The organism is Halobacteriovorax sp. BALOs_7 (assembly GCF_003612895.1).
Classification (GTDB): Bacteria; Bdellovibrionota; Bacteriovoracia; order Bacteriovoracales; family Bacteriovoracaceae; genus Halobacteriovorax_A; species Halobacteriovorax_A vibrionivorans.
On the sequence record NZ_CP027772.1, the window covers coordinates 1,879,728 to 1,899,467 of the forward strand.

Annotated in this window: 23 protein-coding genes; 15 read left to right on the forward strand and 8 right to left on the reverse strand. The window is 36.0% G+C overall.

All coding sequences use genetic code 11. From position 1 onward, the window contains the following. Positions 1–52: 52 nt before the first annotated feature. From BALOs_RS08980 to BALOs_RS15490, 8 genes are read left to right on the forward strand one after another with little or no spacing between them, the layout of a single operon-like run. Positions 53–2,536 carry a heavy metal translocating P-type ATPase gene (locus BALOs_RS08980; protein ID WP_120404960.1) on the forward strand — a complete coding sequence of 828 codons (2,484 nt, stop codon included), beginning with the start codon at positions 53–55 and terminating at the stop codon, positions 2,534–2,536. Further along, positions 2,536–2,742 (forward strand): cbb3-type cytochrome oxidase assembly protein CcoS, encoded by a 207-nt coding sequence (gene ccoS / locus BALOs_RS08985; protein ID WP_120404961.1) that lies wholly within the window; start codon positions 2,536–2,538, stop codon positions 2,740–2,742. Before BALOs_RS08980 ends, ccoS begins: the two co-directional genes overlap by 1 nt. A 2-nt stretch (positions 2,743–2,744) precedes the next feature. Beyond that, positions 2,745–4,898 (forward strand): cytochrome-c oxidase, cbb3-type subunit I, encoded by a 2,154-nt coding sequence (gene ccoN, locus BALOs_RS08990; RefSeq protein ID WP_120404962.1) that lies wholly within the window; start codon positions 2,745–2,747, stop codon positions 4,896–4,898. Positions 4,899–4,900: 2 nt separating this feature from the next. Further along, positions 4,901–5,101 (forward strand): cbb3-type cytochrome c oxidase subunit 3, encoded by a 201-nt coding sequence (locus BALOs_RS08995; protein WP_120404963.1) that lies wholly within the window; start codon positions 4,901–4,903, stop codon positions 5,099–5,101. Then, positions 5,094–5,702: a cbb3-type cytochrome c oxidase N-terminal domain-containing protein gene (locus BALOs_RS09000; RefSeq protein ID WP_162929631.1), complete on the forward strand. Its 609-nt coding sequence runs from the start codon at positions 5,094–5,096 to the stop codon at positions 5,700–5,702. Before BALOs_RS08995 ends, BALOs_RS09000 begins: the two co-directional genes overlap by 8 nt. Before the next feature lie 15 nt (positions 5,703–5,717). Continuing rightward, a complete protein-coding gene (gene ccoG / locus BALOs_RS09005; RefSeq protein WP_120404965.1) occupies positions 5,718–7,121 on the forward strand; it encodes a cytochrome c oxidase accessory protein CcoG in 1,404 nt (467 codons plus the stop codon). Beyond that, positions 7,105–7,818, forward strand: a complete 714-nt coding sequence (locus BALOs_RS09010) for a sulfite exporter TauE/SafE family protein (RefSeq protein ID WP_120404966.1) — start codon at positions 7,105–7,107, stop codon at positions 7,816–7,818. The genes ccoG and BALOs_RS09010 overlap by 17 nt, the downstream gene beginning before the upstream one ends. Continuing rightward, complete coding sequence (locus tag BALOs_RS15490) at positions 7,809–7,943, forward strand: hypothetical protein (RefSeq protein ID WP_255509249.1); 135 nt, start codon at positions 7,809–7,811, stop codon at positions 7,941–7,943. The genes BALOs_RS09010 and BALOs_RS15490 overlap by 10 nt, the downstream gene beginning before the upstream one ends. A 7-nt stretch (positions 7,944–7,950) precedes the next feature. On the opposite strand, the gene BALOs_RS09015 is transcribed toward BALOs_RS15490, so the two are convergent. Continuing rightward, the gene (locus tag BALOs_RS09015) at positions 7,951–8,418 is read right to left on the reverse strand and encodes a hypothetical protein (RefSeq protein WP_115363172.1); all 468 of its coding nucleotides are present in this window, start codon (positions 8,416–8,418) and stop codon (positions 7,951–7,953) included. Positions 8,419–8,613: 195 nt separating this feature from the next. On the opposite strand from BALOs_RS09015, the gene BALOs_RS09020 reads away from it, so the two are divergent. Continuing rightward, positions 8,614–9,942, forward strand: a complete 1,329-nt coding sequence (locus BALOs_RS09020; RefSeq protein WP_115363174.1) for a cation:proton antiporter — start codon at positions 8,614–8,616, stop codon at positions 9,940–9,942. 53 nt (positions 9,943–9,995) lie between these two features. Then, on the forward strand, positions 9,996–10,709 hold the full coding sequence (locus BALOs_RS09025; RefSeq protein WP_115363176.1) for a diacylglycerol/polyprenol kinase family protein: 714 nt from the start codon (positions 9,996–9,998) through the stop codon (positions 10,707–10,709). A gap of 11 nt (positions 10,710–10,720) precedes the next feature. On the opposite strand, the gene BALOs_RS09030 is transcribed toward BALOs_RS09025, so the two are convergent. After that, positions 10,721–10,993 carry a hypothetical protein gene (locus BALOs_RS09030; RefSeq protein ID WP_133296971.1) on the reverse strand — a complete coding sequence of 91 codons (273 nt, stop codon included), beginning with the start codon at positions 10,991–10,993 and terminating at the stop codon, positions 10,721–10,723. Between the two features lie 36 nt (positions 10,994–11,029). Here BALOs_RS09030 and BALOs_RS09035 point away from each other — a divergent pair, with 36 nt between their 5' ends. Then, positions 11,030–11,695 (forward strand): hypothetical protein, encoded by a 666-nt coding sequence (locus BALOs_RS09035; RefSeq protein ID WP_120404967.1) that lies wholly within the window; start codon positions 11,030–11,032, stop codon positions 11,693–11,695. Here BALOs_RS09035 and BALOs_RS09040 read toward each other — a convergent pair. Then, positions 11,684–12,700: a metal-dependent hydrolase gene (locus BALOs_RS09040; protein ID WP_120404968.1), complete on the reverse strand. Its 1,017-nt coding sequence runs from the start codon at positions 12,698–12,700 to the stop codon at positions 11,684–11,686. The two genes, BALOs_RS09035 and BALOs_RS09040, sit on opposite strands and share 12 nt — an antisense overlap. 49 nt (positions 12,701–12,749) lie before the next feature. Here BALOs_RS09040 and BALOs_RS09045 point away from each other — a divergent pair, with 49 nt between their 5' ends. From BALOs_RS09045 to BALOs_RS09055, 3 genes are read left to right on the forward strand one after another with little or no spacing between them, the layout of a single operon-like run. Then, positions 12,750–13,490, forward strand: coding sequence for an NAD-dependent deacylase (locus tag BALOs_RS09045; RefSeq protein WP_120404969.1), 741 nt, complete (start codon positions 12,750–12,752; stop codon positions 13,488–13,490). Positions 13,491–13,548: 58 nt separating this feature from the next. Beyond that, complete coding sequence (locus BALOs_RS09050; protein ID WP_115363186.1) at positions 13,549–13,896, forward strand: hypothetical protein; 348 nt, start codon at positions 13,549–13,551, stop codon at positions 13,894–13,896. Positions 13,897–13,906: 10 nt separating this feature from the next. Beyond that, on the forward strand, positions 13,907–14,182 hold the full coding sequence (locus BALOs_RS09055) for a hypothetical protein (protein ID WP_115363188.1): 276 nt from the start codon (positions 13,907–13,909) through the stop codon (positions 14,180–14,182). 74 nt (positions 14,183–14,256) lie between these two features. Here BALOs_RS09055 and BALOs_RS09060 read toward each other — a convergent pair whose 3' ends face one another. Genes BALOs_RS09060 through BALOs_RS09080 form a run of 5 tightly spaced genes read right to left on the reverse strand, consistent with a single transcriptional unit; the run spans position 14,257 to position 18,908 of the window. Then, complete coding sequence (locus BALOs_RS09060) at positions 14,257–15,528, reverse strand: acetyl-CoA C-acetyltransferase (RefSeq protein WP_115363190.1); 1,272 nt, start codon at positions 15,526–15,528, stop codon at positions 14,257–14,259. 23 nt (positions 15,529–15,551) lie between these two features. Beyond that, positions 15,552–16,916, reverse strand: coding sequence for a hypothetical protein (locus BALOs_RS09065; RefSeq protein ID WP_120404970.1), 1,365 nt, complete (start codon positions 16,914–16,916; stop codon positions 15,552–15,554). Continuing rightward, positions 16,916–17,749 carry an ABC transporter permease gene (locus BALOs_RS09070; RefSeq protein WP_158536909.1) on the reverse strand — a complete coding sequence of 278 codons (834 nt, stop codon included), beginning with the start codon at positions 17,747–17,749 and terminating at the stop codon, positions 16,916–16,918. The genes BALOs_RS09065 and BALOs_RS09070 overlap by 1 nt, the downstream gene beginning before the upstream one ends. Continuing rightward, on the reverse strand, positions 17,742–18,470 hold the full coding sequence (locus tag BALOs_RS09075; protein WP_115363197.1) for an ABC transporter ATP-binding protein: 729 nt from the start codon (positions 18,468–18,470) through the stop codon (positions 17,742–17,744). Before BALOs_RS09075 ends, BALOs_RS09070 begins: the two co-directional genes overlap by 8 nt. Positions 18,471–18,479: 9 nt before the next feature. Then, positions 18,480–18,908: an acyl-CoA thioesterase gene (locus BALOs_RS09080; RefSeq protein ID WP_120404971.1), complete on the reverse strand. Its 429-nt coding sequence runs from the start codon at positions 18,906–18,908 to the stop codon at positions 18,480–18,482. Between the two features lie 70 nt (positions 18,909–18,978). On the opposite strand from BALOs_RS09080, the gene BALOs_RS09085 reads away from it, so the two are divergent. Continuing rightward, positions 18,979–19,734 (forward strand): MotA/TolQ/ExbB proton channel family protein, encoded by a 756-nt coding sequence (locus BALOs_RS09085; RefSeq protein WP_115363201.1) that lies wholly within the window; start codon positions 18,979–18,981, stop codon positions 19,732–19,734. The last annotated feature ends 6 nt before the right edge of the window (positions 19,735–19,740 follow it).

Genomic DNA, 19,740 nt, shown 5'->3' on the forward strand with positions numbered 1-19,740 from the left:
TATTTTACTTAATTAAGTTTAAAGAATTGTTATTATAACGAAGAATTGAGAAATGGATTTTGAAAGGGCCCAGGCCCAAGAGCACTTAGTCGCAGCTCAAGATGGCATATGTCATCACTGCGGTGAACCTCTTGATGCCAATAACATTATCACATCAGAAAGTGATGGTAATGAGAGTGGTAAGAAACATCACTTTTGTTGTTACGGCTGTATGAGTGTCTATGGCCTACTTCATTCAAATAACCTACAAGAATTCTATCAATATCAAGATGTCCAGAAGTCTAAGAATCCAAAACTTTTACAAACAACAAGTAAAGAAAGTTACGAAAAGTTAAGTGATAAGTATCAATTTATGGATAAGAAAGAATTCTTAAATGACTTTATCACAATTGATAATGACAAGCTAAGAGTACACTTTCTAATAGAAGGAATTCACTGCCTTGCTTGTGTGTGGTTAATTGAGAGAATCTCTAAGCTACTGGACTTCATCGATCATGGCCAAGTTAATATTGGTAACAATGTCGCAAGTTTTACTATCGATACTAAGAAGCCTTATTCAATAGCAAAGTTGGCCGCTACATTAGAAGGACTTGGTTATCTTCCTCATGCTTATAATCCAGCATCAAATAAGAGTGTAAAACTTAGTAATCGTACAGAGATTTTAAGAATCGGAGTTGCTGCTTCGGCCATGATGAATATTATGATCTATGCGATTTCAAATTATGCAGGAGCAACTCATGAGTACGCTCGTCTATTTGATGGAATTAGTCTTGCTTTTGCCCTACCTGTTATTCTCTTTAGCGCAAAACCTATCTTTATTAGCAGTTTAAGCGCGATTAAACTTAAAAGTACAAGTGTTGATATACCACTTGCTATGGCAATTGCATTTGGCTTTATCCTCTCAACATATAATTTTTTAATTGGATCAGGTCCTGTATACTTTGATTCAATCACAACATTAGTTTTCCTAATCTTACTATCGCGATTTGCTGTTAAGGTATTAACGCAAAAATCAATGTCCACAAAAGGTATCTCTTCTCTTTTCTACAATACAGGTGTGAAACTTGTTAAAGATGGAAAAGAAGAACAGGTTTACTCGAGTAAGATTGAAGTCGGCGATACAATTGTCGTTGAAGAAGATGAGCGCATAATTTTTGATTGTAAGTTATTGAGTGAAAAAGGAATTATTCTCAATACAATCAACACAGGAGAAAGCCACCCTATAGTTCTTAATAAAGGCGACAAAATTAAGGCCGGAGCAATTTGCATTGGCCCTAGTATTTCTCTTGAGGTTGAAGAAATAGGACTACAAACTCAACTAGGAAAGACACTAGAGAGAATTGAATCAAATTCAATCCAAAAGAACCCTGCTAATTTATGGGCCAAAAAAATTTCGAAATACTTCACTATTGGAATTATTTTCTTAAGTACAATCGTTCTATTACAAGGCCTATATACAGGTAATCTTACAACAAGCTTTGAGAAGATCTTGGCCATTTTAATAGTAGGCTGCCCATGTGCTTTTGCAATTGCTACACCTATTGTTATTGCAACAAGAATTAATAAATTAAAATCAATTGGTATCTATATTAAAAATGAATCTTCTCTTGAAGAATTAAATAATACTAAGAATTTAATCTTTGATAAAACAGGGACTCTGACTAAAGGTGACTTTGCCGTTAATCACTTCATTAATAAGTCTCAATATAGCGATAATGAGATTCTTGCAATAGCACTAGGAATTGAGCGTAGTATTCAACATCCAATTGCCATTGCTATAAAAAAGTATGCAAAATCGAAGTTAACAAAAGAGGAAGCAAATCAATACCAACTTATTGATGTTGTTAATATTTTAGGAAGCGGAGTTAGTGCAATTATTAACAAAGCTCAATATGAAATAAAAGCGATTACTCAACAAGAAAAGAATCTTATTGGATTATTTAAAGATTCAACTCTTCTTGCAACATTTGAAGTATCAGATAGCGTTAGAGCAGAAAGTATACAAGTCGTTAACCACCTTAAAGCAAAAGATATCGATATACACTTATCAACTGGTGATCATTCTGATTCTGCATACGATGTTGCAACAAAGCTTGGAATTAATCCAAAACATATCTACATCGAACAAAAGCCTGAAGAAAAGCTAACATTAGCAGCAAAGCTTAAGAATGTTACATTTATTGGTGACGGTGATAATGACGCTCTAGCTATGGTTAAAGCAAATACGTCAATAGCGATAGGAGCAAGAGCAGATATGGCCATGAGAAGCTGTGATATCTACGTTGCTAATGATGATCTCTCTCCTATCCAAATTCTATTTCAAGTTGCTTCAAATGTAAGGGAAACATTAAGAAGAAATATCTTCTTTGCAGTAAGCTACAACATCGTAGGAATAAGCCTGGCCATGGCCAATATAATTACTCCTCTTTATGCGGCAATACTAATGCCACTAAGCTCTTTAACTGTATTGCTCTCTAGTACAATACCTCTTATTGGATTTGATAAGAGAATTTTAAAAATAAAGGGTAAAAGCTGATGGAAGTCATATTTGTTTTGTTACCTCTTGCGATAATGCTAGGTGTGGCGTTTCTAGTTTTCTTTATATGGGCCGCAAAGAGCGGACAATATGATGACTTAGATACGCCATCAGTAAGAATGTTATTTGATGACGATAAAGATATTAAAACTGAGAAGAAAAAAAATCATATAAATGATGATGTTAAAAACAAAAAGGAAGAGTGATTATGAGTACAAATCATGAAGCCCAATTAGAAGAGTTTTCGTACGACGATAAAATTTCGAAAGCTTTCCTAATGGCAACAATTGTCTGGGGTGCAGTAGCTCTATTTATGGGAGTCTTTATTGCATTTCAACTAGCTTATTGGAAATTGAACCTTGGCTTAGAGTGGACAACTTTTGGCCGCCTAAGACCTCTACACACTAATGCTGCAATCTTTGCATTTGTTGGTAACGGAATGTTTCTGGGGATATATTATTCGACACAGAGGTTGTGTAAAGCGAGAATGTTTTCAGATGTCTTATCATGGATAAATTTCTGGGGTTGGCAGCTAATTATTGTTTCTGCGGCCATTACACTCCCACTGGGAATTACAACTGGTAAAGAGTATGCAGAACTAGAATGGCCAATTGATATTGCTATTGCAGTTGTGTGGATTGTCTTTGCTGTAAACTTCTTTGGAACACTGATAAAGAGACGTGAACGTCATATGTACGTAGCTCTTTGGTTCTATATTGCAACGATCGTTACAATCGCAGTACTACACATTTTCAACTCACTATCATTACCAGTTAGTTTTTTAAAGTCATATCCAATTTATGCAGGTGTACAAGATGCAATAGTTCAATGGTGGTATGGACACAATGCTGTTGCTTTCTTCTTAACTACTCCGTTCTTAGGAATCATTTATTATTTTCTACCTAAGACAGCAAATCGACCAATCTACTCATATAGACTTTCGATTATCCACTACTGGTCACTAGTCTTTATCTATATTTGGGCCGGACCACACCATCTACTCTATTCATCTGTACCAGACTGGGTTCAAACTTTAGGGATGACATTTTCTATAATCCTATGGATGCCATCTTGGGGTGGTATGATCAACTTCCTTTTAACACTAAGAGGTGTTTGGGATAAGGTAAGAACTGAGCCAATCCTTAAGTACTTAGCAACAGCTGTTACTTTTTATGGGATGGCCACATTTGAAGGTCCTCTACTTTCAATCAAATCAGTGAACTACATTGGTCACTTCACTGACTGGGTTGTTGGCCATGTTCATGCTGGTACTATCGGTTGGAATTATATGCTAATCGTCGGTGTTCTGTACTATTGTACTGAAAAGCTTTGGAAAACTGAGATTTATTCTAAGAAAATTGCAAATACTCAATTCTGGTTAGCAACAGTAGGTCTATTACTATACATGATGTCAATGTGGGTATCTGGTATTACTCAAGGTCTAATGTGGCGTGCAGTAGATGCAACTGGAAAACTCGTTTATCCAAACTTCATTGAGACAGTAGTTAAAATTATTCCAATGTACTGGGTTAGAGGTATCGGTGGCGTCTTTGTTTTAGTTGCCTTCTTTTTAATGATTTTTAATATTTGGATGACTTATAAGAAATCAAAGTATGCCAATCAAGGAAAAGAAGCCGAAAAAGATATCTTTAAGGCCGCTCCTCTTTCAGCAAAGCCGGAAGAAAAGGACGCTGACAGTCACCGTAAACTAGAAGGCCTTCCAATGGTCTTTACCGTTCTTACTCTTGTTGCCATTTTAGTTGGTGGTGCTATTGAAATAATTCCTTCACTAATCTCAGATCGCTTTGTGGAAAAAGACCCGAGAGTCAAGCCTTACACTCCTCTTGAACTAATCGGACGAGATATCTATGTAAGCGAGGGATGCTACGTTTGTCATTCACAACAAATTAGGCCAACAGTTGCCGAAAAGTTAAGATATGGTAATCCATCGACTGCTGCAGAGTCTGTCTATGATAGGCCATTTCAATGGGGATCAAAGAGAATCGGGCCTGATCTTGCTCGTGTTGGTGGAAAGTACAATGATATGTGGCACTACCGCCATATGATAAACCCTCGAGAAGTAACAGCTGGTTCAATCATGCCTAATTATGATTGGCTAACAAGAAAGAAGGTTAATTTTAAAATGCTTCCAAAGAAAATGAAGGCAATGGTTGCATTAGGTACTCCTTATTCAAAAGCGGAAGTCGAAAATGCAATAGACAGTGCTATGAAGCAGGCAAATGAAATCACAAAAGGTTTGAATAAGTCTGGTGTACCAATGAAAATGCAAGACAAAGAGATTATTGCACTCATTGCATACCTCCAAAGACTTGGTATCGATACTAAGGAACAAGGAGATTAATAATGAAATCAGAAGTTATGCAAAATATGCCTTGGGAATGGATGCCTGTACTTAGCTTAATAATCTTCGTGCTTGTATTCCTTGGGGCATTTTTCTGGTCATTTAGACCGGGCTCTAAAGAGCTTTATGAGGAAATAACAGCTAACGCTCTTTCTGATGGCCAAAAGGTCAACAGTGAAAACAAAGGGAGTAACAATGAGTAATAATAAAGACTCTAACCAAAAAAATATAGTCCTTGAAGATGAAAAAGACCTAGTCCTAGATCATGACTATGATGGGATTCAAGAGCTCAACCACCCTCTACCTGGATGGTGGAGTGGGATTTGGGCCCTCTCTTTCATCTTTTGTATTCCATATTTTATGTACTATGTCCTTATGGATGGGCCAACTCTTAGAGAGACCTACAATAAAGATATGGAGAAGATGCAAAAGATTATCGAAGCAGAAGCTGCAAATACTGCAAACTTTGATATTGAAGTTTATAATAAATATGTAGCAACAGATTCTGCAAAAGAACTAGGACATACAGTCTTTGTAGAAAACTGTGCTGCTTGTCACCTAGAAGATGGTGGTGGTGATATCGGGCCAAACCTAACTGATGACTTTTGGATTAATATTAAAGAGTTTAAGCCAGAGAACTTCTACAAGTTTGTCGTACATGGAAATGAAGATATGGGAATGCCTGCTTGGGGAGATATCTTAAGTAAAGAGGATATAATGGCAGTGACGGCCCATGTAATGAACTTACATGGAACAACTCCTGCAAAGGCGAAAGACCCACAAGGCGACAAACTTAAAGAATAAATTTAAAGAGTAAATATGGCAAAGAAATCAAATTTTGAACTACATGATTCACGTTTAGCAACAACTGATGACCATGGGCACAGAGTCTTTCTCTTTCCAGAGGAAGTAAAAGGTGTATGGAGAAATAGGCGTAAATTGTTCTATTGGTTTCTCATATTTATTTATCTAGTCTTGCCGTGGATATATATAAATGGTGAACAAATCATACTATTAAATATCCCGGCAAGAGAATTTTCATTCTTTACATATAAATTCTATGCACACAATGCACCAATATTAATTTTTATCATTCTTGGTTTTATCTTTTTCATAGGGTTTATAACAAGTATCTTTGGACGCGTCTGGTGCGGCTGGGCCTGTCCTCAAACTGTCTTTATCGATGCAATTTTTCTACGTATTGAGAGTTTAGTTGAAGGAAAACCTAGACAAAGAAAGAAGCTTCAAGAGTCACCATGGAACTTTGAAAAGATAACTAAGAAAAGTATAAAATGGATACTATTCCTCATCCTATCTCTTCATATATCGCATACTTTTCTAGGATACTTTGTTGGTACCCATAATCTACTTAATATAAGTCTACAGAATCCATCTGATAACTTTACTCTCTTTACAATAATGCTAATTATTACCAGTATTGTACTGGCCGACTTTGGTTGGTTTAGAGAGCAATTTTGTATTATTGCTTGTCCTTACGGCCGAATGCAATCAGTAATAATGGATGATAATTCACTGGCAATTCTCTACGATGAAAAGCGTGGGGAACCAAGGCGCCAACCAGGTCAAAAACCTAGTGAGCACGGTGACTGCATTAATTGCTATGCATGTGTAAAAGCTTGCCCGACAGGAATTGATATACGCCGAGGGGTGCAACTAGAGTGTATCGCATGTACAAATTGTATTGATGCATGTGATGATATCATGGTGAAAACAAAGAGACCCAAGGGATTAATTCGCTACGATACTCAAAGTAATATGGAAGGCAAAGGACGCCAAATTTTTTCATTTAGAAATATCGCTTATCTCATTGTCTTAATTGGACTTTTAATCGGCTTTATTTTCAGTGTCTCAATGTCACAAGGAATTACGACGACTGTCCTCAGAGGTCCAGGTACACCTTTTAGAGTACAGTCAGATACAAAGACATTAAATCATTTCCAAATTGTTTTAGAACAAAGTGGTGATATAAAAACTCATAATGTGAAATTTGCTATCGAAGGTGTTGATAAAGAAAACTATGAGATAAAAATGCAAAGAAACCCTTTTGAGTTTACGACAACTCACAAGAGACAAAACGTATTTATTGTCTTCAATAATAGTATATTAGAAAAAGGAAGTCGTAAGTTTACTTTTATCATAACTGATTTAGATACAAATAAAGTTATAAAAAAAGAGGCGGTACTCGTTGGACCAACTAAGTAGTCTCCAAGGCATTTCTCCATATCTCATTATAAGCGCAGGCTTAACAATGGGACTTGTGGCAAATTTCCACTGTGTGGGAATGTGTGGTGGTATAACAATGGCCGTCTCAAGAAATGTCGGTCAAAACCTCTCATACCAATTGGGAAGACTACTTGGTTACCTATCAGTGGCACTAATTATACCAACTCTAGGTTTTACTCTACTTGACTTTAAAGGCAACCCTTACTTAATGCTTTTTTCGAGTCTAAGTATTGGACTCATTCTTATATGGATGGGTGCAAAGAAAGTCTTTAAGTTTAATAATTTAAAATTTACTGCAAAGATCTCTCAAAAGCTTCATCAATTGAACGCAAGGCTTTGGCCTGCAATATCAAAGAAGGTTGGAAATAGGCCTTACCTATTTAACTTTTCTATTGGAAGTATTAGCGTCTTACTTCCTTGTGGTCTACTTTGGGCGATGCTAGCTCTTGCCATCAGTGCAGCTTCCCCTGTCCTTGCGGCCCTATTTGTTTTCTTCTTTTGGCTTGGAACTTTACCTGGTTTAGTTTTTGGCCCAACACTTATTCAAAAAATTAAATTCCCGTCCAAGGTGCAAATGGGAATCCCATACTTATTTCTAATCATTGGAACGGTGACAATTGCATATCGAGTATATACAATGTGGAACCCCCAAGCTGGAGCCCCACTATGTCATTAAATATAAAGAAAATTATTATGAAATTCTTTCGTGACCCTGATTACTATGCATTCAACTTTCTGATCTTCACAGTAATCATTCTCTTTCCATGCTTACTAGTCGCCCTAACTGCGAAGTACTGGTAGAGCAACCTTACTTGCAGTCGCGCATACGCTGAAGTAGTTCACTATCTTGTGCTTGAATCTTAGGTCTTAAGTATTCAACGACAGATGAGTTTTCTTGTAGAATACGAACAAGTCGACATAAGAAGACATTATCTTCACGACTCTCCACAACTTGCCACGATTGTACGACATTATTAGTCTCATAGAATAATTTGAAAAAGAGTTCTTGGTATTTAAGTTTTACATCTCTTCCGGCCTGTGCTGACAACTGCTCACCAATGGACTCATCATGAATGGAGAAATTCCAAGTTAATCTGTCTCCACTTCCAAGGTCTAGAGTTCCCTCATATGTTTTAAAAAAAACACCTTTCTTTGTGATACGAACAAGTTTTCCTGAACGATAACCATCAGACTTAGGGTAATTTAGAATTCCCCACCCCAGTAAACCTGCTAGAATGACTAAAATAAAAACAATAAAATAGACCTTTTTTTTCACTGAACACCCTCTTTAGTGTGGGTGCCATGCACCTTTTGTTACGCAATTGCGAAACAAAAGGTGCATGGCACCCTTCATTTATTCTATTGTATCCGCAAAAAACTAATTTTGTAAAAATTAAGACCTCTTAAGTTGGTCAAAGTTTCTCACTGCATTAAATTACTCATGGTACTCAGAAAACGCTCGAGGTAAAAATTGTTCAACTTTATTGACCCATCAGACACTCAGGCCGTTATTCCTATTCTGGGATTATGCCTACTTCTATGTCTTATTGTGGCCAGGTTTTCGAAGAATATTGGGATTCCAAAAGTCTCTGGTTTCATTATCTTGGGCATACTACTTGGGCCATATGTAAGTGGTGTGATAACTCATGAGTTCTTAGAAAAAACAAGTTACCTCTCCGATCTTGCCCTAGGACTTATTCTATTCAATATAGGTGGCGAGTTTAATAAGTATCTTTTGAGGCGTATATCAGAGCAGGTTGTGAAAGAATCACATATAAAAGTTGCCCTCATGTTCTTCTTTAGTTTTATTCTCTTTGCCATCACCCTATTGATTTTTTCTTCCTTCACTTTTAGTAATATCCTTATTATTTCATTTATGCTTGCTGTTATAAGTGTTGAAGCGGCTCCCCCTACAACAGTTCTTGTTATGAAAGAGTATAATAGCCATGGGCCATTAACAGATGCAATCATGATTCACCTAGGAATTGTCACTGGTGTTACAATCATTGGAACTTTAATCTTTACTGCTATCTTTGAGGCCACAGGTGTTTGGCCATCTTTTGATACTCCATACGAGACCATCTTAAGTATGGCCAAGGTCATTTTTGGCTCTATTGCTATCGGTGTTGTTCTAGGAATCCTACTTGCCTGGCTAGAGAATTTTGAAAATAAAATTGGAAACTTTCTCTTTTCAATTGTAACAATGCTGATATTTGCGCAAACCCTTACTTATTTTTTAAATTTGAACGTCCTATTGGTTTCCTTAGTGATGGGCTTTACCATCACTCAGGCTTCTTCCAAAGGTCGCCTCATTCATACTACCGTAAGAGATATGGGAAGCTCCCTCTATGCAATTTTCTTCGTCTATGCTGGTACTCATATCAATATTGCAGGTATAATCTCAGAGGGCGCCCTCTATGTTCTCATGTATATAGTCGTTAGAGTAATTTCAATTTACTTTGCTAATAAAGTCTTTGCCTATCGTGTAAAAGAAAATGACTACCACAATCTTGGCCACTGTCTATATTCACATGCAGGTACGGCCATAGCGGTTGCAATGGTTATTGGAGAAATCCCACATGTAACAAGTGAAATAATCTTTCAAACAATTATCTCTAGTATATTCATATTTGAGTTAGCTGGTCCCCTTATCCTAAAGGAAACATTGAAGCGAAGTGGAGAGATATCAGTGGAGATGATGAACGATGCTGCAAGTCGTTACGGCCCAGATCAAACACGAAGTTTCTTTAAAATTACGAAAGATTTCATTGATAATAGTATTTCCGCCCTTAAAAAGTAGGAATATACTGAAATATCTTTGTCAGGATTTACGTTGTGAGTTAAGATGGGGACATGGATACAACCTCAATGACTGCTAATGAACAAGACACTTGTGAAGTGAAAGCAAGTGAGACAGAAAATACAGATAAGAATAACGATAAGAAAGAAGAGATAACAAAAACTCGTAAAGACCTTCACATGCCGCGTCGTATCTTCCATTTCTCGATGGGAGTTATTGCAGGAATGATTTATAAGCACTTTCTTACTCACACCCAGGCCGTGCATATCTTAGGGGTGGCCACGTGTCTTTTCTATATTCTTGAACAAATTCGTTTAAACTATCCAGAAAACAAGTTAACAAAACTTGGATCAAAATATCTTCTAAGGGCAGAGGAGCAGCTTAAAGAATCGGCATCAATGCCTTATCTCATGGGCCTACTTCTTACAATTTTAACATTTCCAAAAACTATTGCACTTGTGGCCATCTTTACACTAGCAGTATGTGATCCATTAAGTGCCATTATTGGAATTCGATTTGGTAAGACAAAGTTAGCGCCTAATAGATCTCTTGAAGGTACTGTTGCATTTCTTATTGCCACTCTAGCAATCCACATTGGTGTACTTACAAGTGTTTACACTTTTGATGTGAAACTCGCATTAGTGTGTGTTTTTAGCTCAATTGTCGTAACTGGTTTTGACTTCTTAGACTTTAAAATTGATGACAATCTCACAATTCCACTTGTGACAGCTTCTTCAATTTGGGTATTTCTTGCATTGATTATGTAGAAGAGAGAAGCTTAGAAGATTCCAAACCTCTTTTTCTTTTTAATTTGCTTGCGGCGATAATAAGGCTCTTTTCGAGAGTTAATTATTTCAATTTTTCTCTCGATTAAATCCTCATTTAAGAATTCACTTAAGTAATCTTCCAGGACTTCCATATTGACCTCATCTAAGAGAGTGAGATCTTCTTTTTTTATCGAGATAAGAATATTTTCCATATTCATCCATTCAAAGAATGAAATATTTTCTAAAACAATTTCACGGGCCAAGTCCACACTACTAGAATTCACTTTTAATATCTCCTCGCCCCTACTATTATATGACATATGGAAAATAATACTAGCCGAATAAATGTCCAAACGACTTTACCGATTGACTATATTGAGATGGGAAATAAGAACGCCGAGCAAACTCTACTTGTCTTGCACGGCTTTGCCCAAAATGCGCAGCAAATAAAAGAGACATTAGTTGATAAATTAGCAGATGAAGTTAAAGATAAGTTTCGAGTCCTTATCCCTAATGGCATCCTTCCCATTCCAAAGATAAGACCAAAAGTTATTCATTATCGTTATAGTTGGTACTTCTTTGATCATAGTAAGGGTAGTTATCATATTGATATGCAGGCACCAATTATGGCCTTAGAAAACTTTTTAAATACATTGAATGTGCCTATGAATACAGTGAGTTTGATTGGTTATTCTCAAGGAGGGTATCTTGCTCCGATTATGGCCTCGTCGATAAGCGGGATTAAGTCATCTATTGCCATTAACTCAAATACTAGGGTTGATAAATTAGGGCAAAATAAAGACTTCACTCACCTTTCAGTTCACAATGAGGGAGACCCTGTTGTTGAGTATGAGAACTCTTATAAAAGTTTTGAAAAACTGAAGACAATCATTTCAAATGCACAATATAAGAGTTTTAAAATTAACTCTCACGAGCTGCAAGAAGAAAATATTGAATACCTATCAAGTTACCTCTTAGAAATCTAAGAGTAGCTTTAAGAATTCTTTTCTAGCATTCACATCAACGGCCCTTTCAGTATTAAAATGAACGTGGCCTGGGCCCTTATGAAATTGAACAGACCACATGGCCTCAGAAGAATATGGCAGAATGCTATAGCGAGAATCTACTATAGTGTTATTCTTTCCCCAATGTAGGTAGCCACTAGTAAAGTGCTTAAAGCGTTCATAATCATAAGAGAATTTTTTTGAATCATAATGCTTGAGTAAGTTTTCAATCTCATCCTCTTTTACAATCTTTGCGCTCTCATATTTTGGATAAAGTTTAATCTCGCCAAAAGGAATACTTTTTACAGCGTAGAATTTCGCTTGAGACTGATCTAGAACAATAGATCTCCATACGACATTATTAAAGATTGTTGGTTTAACCATAAAGCGTGTTGTTTCATTATTAATTAGCGATTTACTAATCAAAAACTTAGTCACCCTCTGCTTTTGGTAAAGGCCTAAACTCATAAACAAACAAAGATAAGTAATGGCCGCTATATTAAATCGTATATCTTTAAGCCTAATAGCGACTAAGACAAGAATCACAAGCGGAATTGTGCAAAGAGGATCAATGACTGCAACACCATTTAGAGCAACACGCATATCGCTGAGCGGCCAAAAAAGCTGTGTCCCGTAATTAGTAAAAGCATCAAGAGTTCCATGAGTGGCATAACCTAGGAAAGTATAGAGATAACTTCTTTTAATTGGCACTCTAAATAATCGCAAGAATAAACTGACGACAAGAGCACCTATGGGAATAAAGAAAATGGAATGAGTAAAATGGCGATGAAATTGTACGTGGAAAAGAGGATCACTAGCTGAGCGAATTAATACATCTAAATCCGGAGCTAATCCCCCCAGAGCACCCCACAAGGCAATGGCCTTAAAGCTTGGGCCAGACTCCTTTTCAGTCGTCTTAGTTTTCTTTCTACGTATGCTTCCAAGAGCTGCCATTGTTCCCACAACGGCTTGAGAAACTGGATCCACCTATAAACCTCATATTTTTAAATTCACTCGCTTATGATACCATATTCCCATGGATTTTCTAAAAGAGCTTACAAGTTCACATTCAATAAAAAATATCTGTGTCTTAAGTGGTGCAGGTATCTCAAAAGAGTCAGGTCTTAAGACTTTTCGTGATCAGAATGGCCTTTGGGAAAATCATGATATTTATGAAGTGGCCTCCCCCTTGGCCTTTAAAAACAATCCCACTTTAGTTTATGAATTCTACAATCAAAGAAGACGTCAGCTTTTAAGCGATGAGGTAACACCCAATGCTGCCCATATAAAACTTGGTGAACTTGAAGCAAGTGGTGAGTATACAGTTAATATCATTACGCAAAATGTGGACAACCTCCATGAATCTGGTGGCTCAAAGAACGTCTATCATATGCACGGAGAACTTCTAAAGGCCCGCTGTATAAAAACGGGTCGTGTCTATCAATGGCTTGACGATTTAACTGGCGAAAGTCGCTGTGAGTGTTGTCATACAAAGGGCAATCTTAGGCCAGATATTGTCTGGTTTGGAGAAGTCCCCCATCATCTCGATGAAATCCAACAGATCTTACTTGATTGTGACTTATTTATCTCTATTGGAACGTCAGGTTTAGTCTATCCAGCGGCCAACTTTGTAACTATGGCCAAAAGCGCTGGTGCATATTGTCTTGAAATTAATCCCTATCCAACTAATAACGCTCAATTATTTGACTACACAATAGATAAGACTGCGACAGAGGGCGTCATAAAAATAGTTGAGAACTTATTACATATCTCTTAAATTAACTTTTATTTTCGTTATGCGTTCGTTATAAGTGGCCAATTACATTGGAGAGGTCATGAAGAAAATAATAGCAATATTAATGCTAGCTACTAGTTTTTTTGCAAATGCGCAGACGCTACGTGAGCAATGTGAAAATGCATATTATGCAACAGGTTACGTAAAGTTACATCAATATAAGATTGTCGTTAATTGGGCAAGAATCTCAGACCACGCACTTGTGGAACTTGAAAATATCTTATACTCAGATAATTTTAAAGTTTTAAAAGAAAAAGAATTACCAAATTACAAAACATTATATGTATTAAAAGAATCTAATGGGGAAGATGCCTATTACTACGAAGCGGCACTAGCAAAGCTAGAGTCTCTAACTGGGAATAAAGCATCTTGTGTGTATGATCTATAAGGGGAAAAATATGAAAGGATTATTAGTAGCAGCTACTTTAGTATTATCAGTAAATGTTTCAGCAAGCGTTTTAAAAGTTTGTGCAAAACAAGCAAATGAAGTTTGTAAAGAAATAACAAATAAAGATGATTTCATGGCATGTCATAATGCAATCATGGACTCATGTTTAAACGGGCCGTACTATGCATCAGGAAATAAGTCGATGCCATGGTGTTACGATGAGTGTGCACTTGTTGCTGACGAAGCTCAAAGAAATCTTTGTTACGAAACTTGTAACGAAAAATAATTTTTAAAATTTAAAGATTATATTTGAACAAAGAAAAGGGCATCATTGATGCCCTTTTTTATTTTTAGAATTATTTATTTTTCAACAATGGCAACGACTCCCATCCCACCTGCTGTACAGATTGAGATGAGTCCTCTTCCACCGCCTTTTTCATTAAGCATTTTAGCAAGGCCTGCCACAATTCTTGCGCCAGTAGCACCAAATGGATGTCCAAGAGCAAGTGATCCACCTTTAACATTTAGCTTCGAGCGATCAATTGATCCAAGTGCCCCATCAAGCCCTAGTTTTGTTTTACAGAATTCTTCATCTTCCCAGGCTTTTAAAGTACAAAGAACTTGAGCAGCAAAGGCCTCATGGATTTCATAGAAATCAAAATCTTGAAGAGTAAGGCCTGCTCTTTTTAAAAGTTTAGGAACGGCATAAACAGGGGCCATAAGAAGCCCTTCTTCTTCAATAAAATCAACTGCAGCAGACTGGCAAGTTGTAAAGTAAGCTTGAATCTCTAGATTATTTTCTTTTGCATATTCTTCACTACATAAGAAAACGGCAGATGCTCCGTCAGTAAGAGGAGTTGAATTTGCAGCAGTTAATGTCGCCTTATCGGACTTCTCAAAAGCCGTTCTCAAGCTCCCCATTTTCTCAACTGTCGTATCCGCTCTTAAGATCCCATCCTTTTCTAATCCCTTAAATGGAACAACGAGATCACTATAGAAGCCTTCGTTATATGCACGATCTGCATTTTGATGAGACTCCCATGCTAATTGATCTTGCTCACTTCTTGGAATCTGCCAACGTTGCGCCATAAGTTCACAACTTTGTCCCATCGAAAGACCTGTACGAGGCTCTTTTACAGCAGGAAATGAAGGCTTTAAGTCCGCTGGACGAATACTTAATAAGGCCTTGATACGATCACCTGTTGAACGAGCATAATTTGCTTTACTCATAGCATCTGAGAAATTCTTAGAGAACTCAACTGGAATATCACTATTTGTATCAACACCACCTGCAATACCGCATTCAATTTGTCCTGTGGCAATTTTCATGGCGATAATATTAGAGGCCTCAAGAGAGAGGCCACAAGCTTTTTGAATATCTGTTGCAGGAGTATGAAATGAAAGCCCTGCTTCAATTGTACATTCACGGGCCAAAGAGAAGTCATAAGCATGTTTACTAACAGCTCCAAGAACAACTTCACCAACTTCTTTTCCCTTTAAATTCATTTTATCAACAAGACCTTTAAGGGCCGCTGTCATTAGCTCCTTATTAGAAACTCCTTGATACTTTGTTCCAGAGCGAGCAAATGGAATTCTCGAACCTGTAACGATACATACTTTTCTTTGATTCATAACTTTCCCTTTATATTATGATGTTAATTAGGATTAATAAGGCTTTTTAATTCGAAAACTATCTTACGATAACTACTTAAATGAAAAAAGTCATCGAGCTCTAATAATATCGAGTTAAGCTTTAATTTTTCACGATTCTCAAGACACTTAAGAATTTCAACGACATACTTCTCAATAACAATAAAACAAATTGCTAAAGGAGAAAGATTGGATGTGTAGACATCAGGGAATCCAATTCCATTTAATGCCCCATGATGTTGGCGTACAATAACATCAATCCCACTAGGAATCCCTGAGATCTCCTGTAGAAGTGTTGTACACATATTTGCATGCTCTAATACAAGCTTCTTTTGATTTGCTGTAATATCGGCAGCGGCCAAGTCTTCAGAGTCGTGAATCTTTAGTAACTCCTCATCTCTTAAAACAATGTCGTGAAAGAAACAGATATAACATACCTTATCCATGGTTTGCTTTAACTGGTCTCCACGCCCCCAGCCGAGATTTGGAATAACCTGATAAAAGAATAAACTTATAAGATAATTTCTTTTAAAGGCATAAGATGTTTCATTTTCAAGTAGTCCTCTTAAAAGAGGCATTAATTTTTTAGAGCCAGCAATAGTCTTTTGCATGGCCACAATTGAAGTCTTAGCAAGTTTAACAGTCTGAGGAGTTATTCCCATATCATTTAATAAGTTCTGAGAGATCTCATAAGTATCAGAACTTGTTTCTAATACCTTACTGCCCTGCTTAAAAGCTTTAACGACTTTACTTAATGACTGAGATAAAATTTGTCCCATTAATTTTTCAAAGTCTTCCTTTTGAACATAGAAATGAGTTAGATTATTATCTTCATAACGACGAACGATATCCTTATCTAGAACATCATCAGCATAAATACGCTTAACGTAGTGATCCTCACCTGTTTTAGTCATTTTAATATAAATATCACAACAAGGATTTGATAATTGATAGAAGTTGGATATCTCAACCTGGATATAATCAGGCATTTTAAGATGCCTTAACTCTTCTTCAGTAACACCAAGACTCTTGATTAACTGAAGACTCACGTCTCTTAATGAAAAGCGTGAAGGTAGACTGACATAATTTCCATAGTCAACTTCCACTTCACCTAAGATAATGATTGGCTTTTTAATTGAATGATCGATAGAGAAGTTAATTAAGTTTCTACCAGAAGTAACATTAAAGCCTTCCTTATCAGTATACTTATTTTCACAAAGAATGCCGTCAAAAGTAGATAACTCTTTTGGTGATTTAATCTCTTCAAAATGTCTAATCGACTCAACTTCAAATGAGTATTCATTTGAGAGATATTCTCGCAAGCTAGATTGAACACCTTGATCTGAGTGTATAATAAGTATTCTTCTCATTAGAACGATCTTTTTCTAAATAAATAATTAAATAAAAATCCCCATGCACTTAAAGTTGCAACTAAATGAATTAGACCAAATATTATACTCTTAACTTTTTCACCATCAAGCTCGGCCCCAAATGAAAGCATATCAGAAATAGCAGAAACTTCACCAATACGTGGTAAGATTCCATAAAAGATACTTCCAAATATAGATGATATATTAAAGCCCGTTATAACAGGGTTTCCACTGCTAATATATGCATAAGTTCCGATTGAAGCCAGAACATAAAATAAAGTTAATAATAAAGTCCCAATTTTATTAAAGTATAAACTTAAAAAACAGCTTACAAACATAATGATTATAATCTGTATAAAATGGGGAATAAGTGAAGCAATCATACTTATGACAGGTAAGTCCATTCCCTTAGGAAGTAGATTATTTACACTTAAAATAATCATACCAATAACAAGAATTATCACAAGATAAAGAAAGCTTAAGATCCCTCCACCAAGCATACGGTTTAAAACATATGAAGAACGTTTAATTGGTAATGCTAAGATCTGAGAAATAACTCCACTTTCTAAATCACTTTTAAAGATATTTGCAGCGATAAGGGCCGCCACAAGTTTTGCACTTAAGCTAATGACCCAAATAACAACTGTCATACTAGCATTTGCTAGATATGTACTAAAGCCAGATTCTTCTATTTCAATCTGTAGTGTATTGGTTAAAACGCCACCTAAGTACATAACAACAAATGTTAGAACAAATAAAAAGATAACTGACTTATTTCTTATTTCTTTTTCGACTGTATTTTTAATTAATGTAAAATTTATTAAATTAAGCATGTTCACTTCCACTATCATTTTTAACTAAATCATAGAAACGCTCTTCTAATGAGATATCCCCTCTTACTTCATTTAGAGGACCTTGAGCTTTGACTTGACCGTTATTTAGAATAATTACCTTTGTTGCAAACTTCTCGACCTCAGAAAGAATATGAGAGTTGATTAAAATCGTCTTTCCTTGTTGAGATAATTCAAGGCAGATATCTTTTACATCTTTAATTCCAATTGGATCAAGGCCAGAGAAAGGCTCATCTAAAATGATAAGCTCCTTATTAGCAACGACAGCAATACAAAGACCAACCCTTTGCATTTGTCCCTTAGAAAGTTCTTTTAATTTCTTCTTTTCAAACTTATCAATCGATAACTTCTTTAAGGCCTCATCAATTCTTCCATTTACTTGAGACTTTTCCACACCGTGAAATTCTGCAAAGAACTTAAGTGTTTCTTTTACTGTGAAATAATCATAAAAATTAAACTTCTCTGGAAGATAAACGAGACTAGCTCTCGAGCGTGGATCCTTAGAAGACTTTCCAAATATTGTAATCTCACCTGAATCAGCGCTTATTAAATCCAACATACATTTTACAAATGTCGTTTTCCCTGCTCCGTTTGGCCCTAGCAATGCCACAACATCACCATTTTCAACACTTAAAGAAAAATCACTTAAGGCCAATTGGTCACGATATCTCTTCGATACACCTCGTACATCAATAACACTCATAGATAACCTTTATTTTAGAACTGTTTTAGAATTAATACTTCTTGGACGTTTGTCCTCATCAATAGCAACATATGTGAAAACACCACTTGTTACTTTAACTCGTTCTGTTTCAAATTTACGAACAACCCAAGCCTCAACCTTTACAGACAAAGAAGTATTTCCCTCTTTGACAGTAGAACAATAACAACAAAGAATATCCCCAACACCAACAGGCTGAATAAACTTCATGGCCTCAATTGCGATTGTGGCAGTTCGTCCGTTACATCTTTTTCCTGAATAGATTGCACCTGCAATATCCATTTGAGAAAGAACCCAACCTCCAAAAATATCACCATTATGATTAGTATCACATGGCATTGTTAGAGTTCTTACTGAAAGCTCACCTTCAGGTTGAATATTTTCTTGCTCGCTTTGAGCTTCACTATTTTTTCCCACCATTTATATCCTTTTAAAATTCGATATAATTATAATAACATATACTTATCATCATAATTTAAAAGGTAGCTCAATGCTAGAAAAGAAAGAATTGCAACTCATTGGACAGGCCGTTGTTTTCAGTACTGTTTTTATTGTTATTTTAAACGGAGCATATCTGTCGGATATTTTTGCAAAAGATGGTATCGTCTCAAGGATTTTAATCCTATTAGGTGGAGACTTTATTAAAGGCGGCTATATACAGTGGTTAACTTATATGGCATTTATTTGGTCTTATAAAGAGATCAAATCTTTAAAGGCACAAATTAAAGCTGAAAAATCATATTTTAAAGCAAATCTTTTACCGACTAATGAAGGTCACCTTTTGATGGCAAATGAAGTCATTGAAATTGGCCGAAATGTTAAAGAATTTGAAAAGAAATACTCAAAAACTCTACTTACTCAATTAATAAAAAATTCTTGTGCAAAGTTTCGCTCTTCAAAAAGTATTTCAGAAGTCTTAGAAGTTATTAATATTATCACTGATCTTCATCGCGATAATTCTGAAACAGAACAATCAAATATTCGCTACCTACTGTGGGCAATTCCTTCTCTTGGTTTTATTGGAACTGTTCTAGGTATCTCAAGTGCATTAATGATTGCAAATTCAAAAGATATGAATCTCATTACAGCAACACTTGGTGTAGCATTCGATACAACACTTGTTGCACTAATTTTAAGTATTATTCTCATGTGGTTATTTCATGACCTACAAAAGAAAACAGACAAATTCCATATGAAAACAAAGGAATATGTCATTGAAAACCTTGTTAATAAAATCGAAGTATAAGGAAGT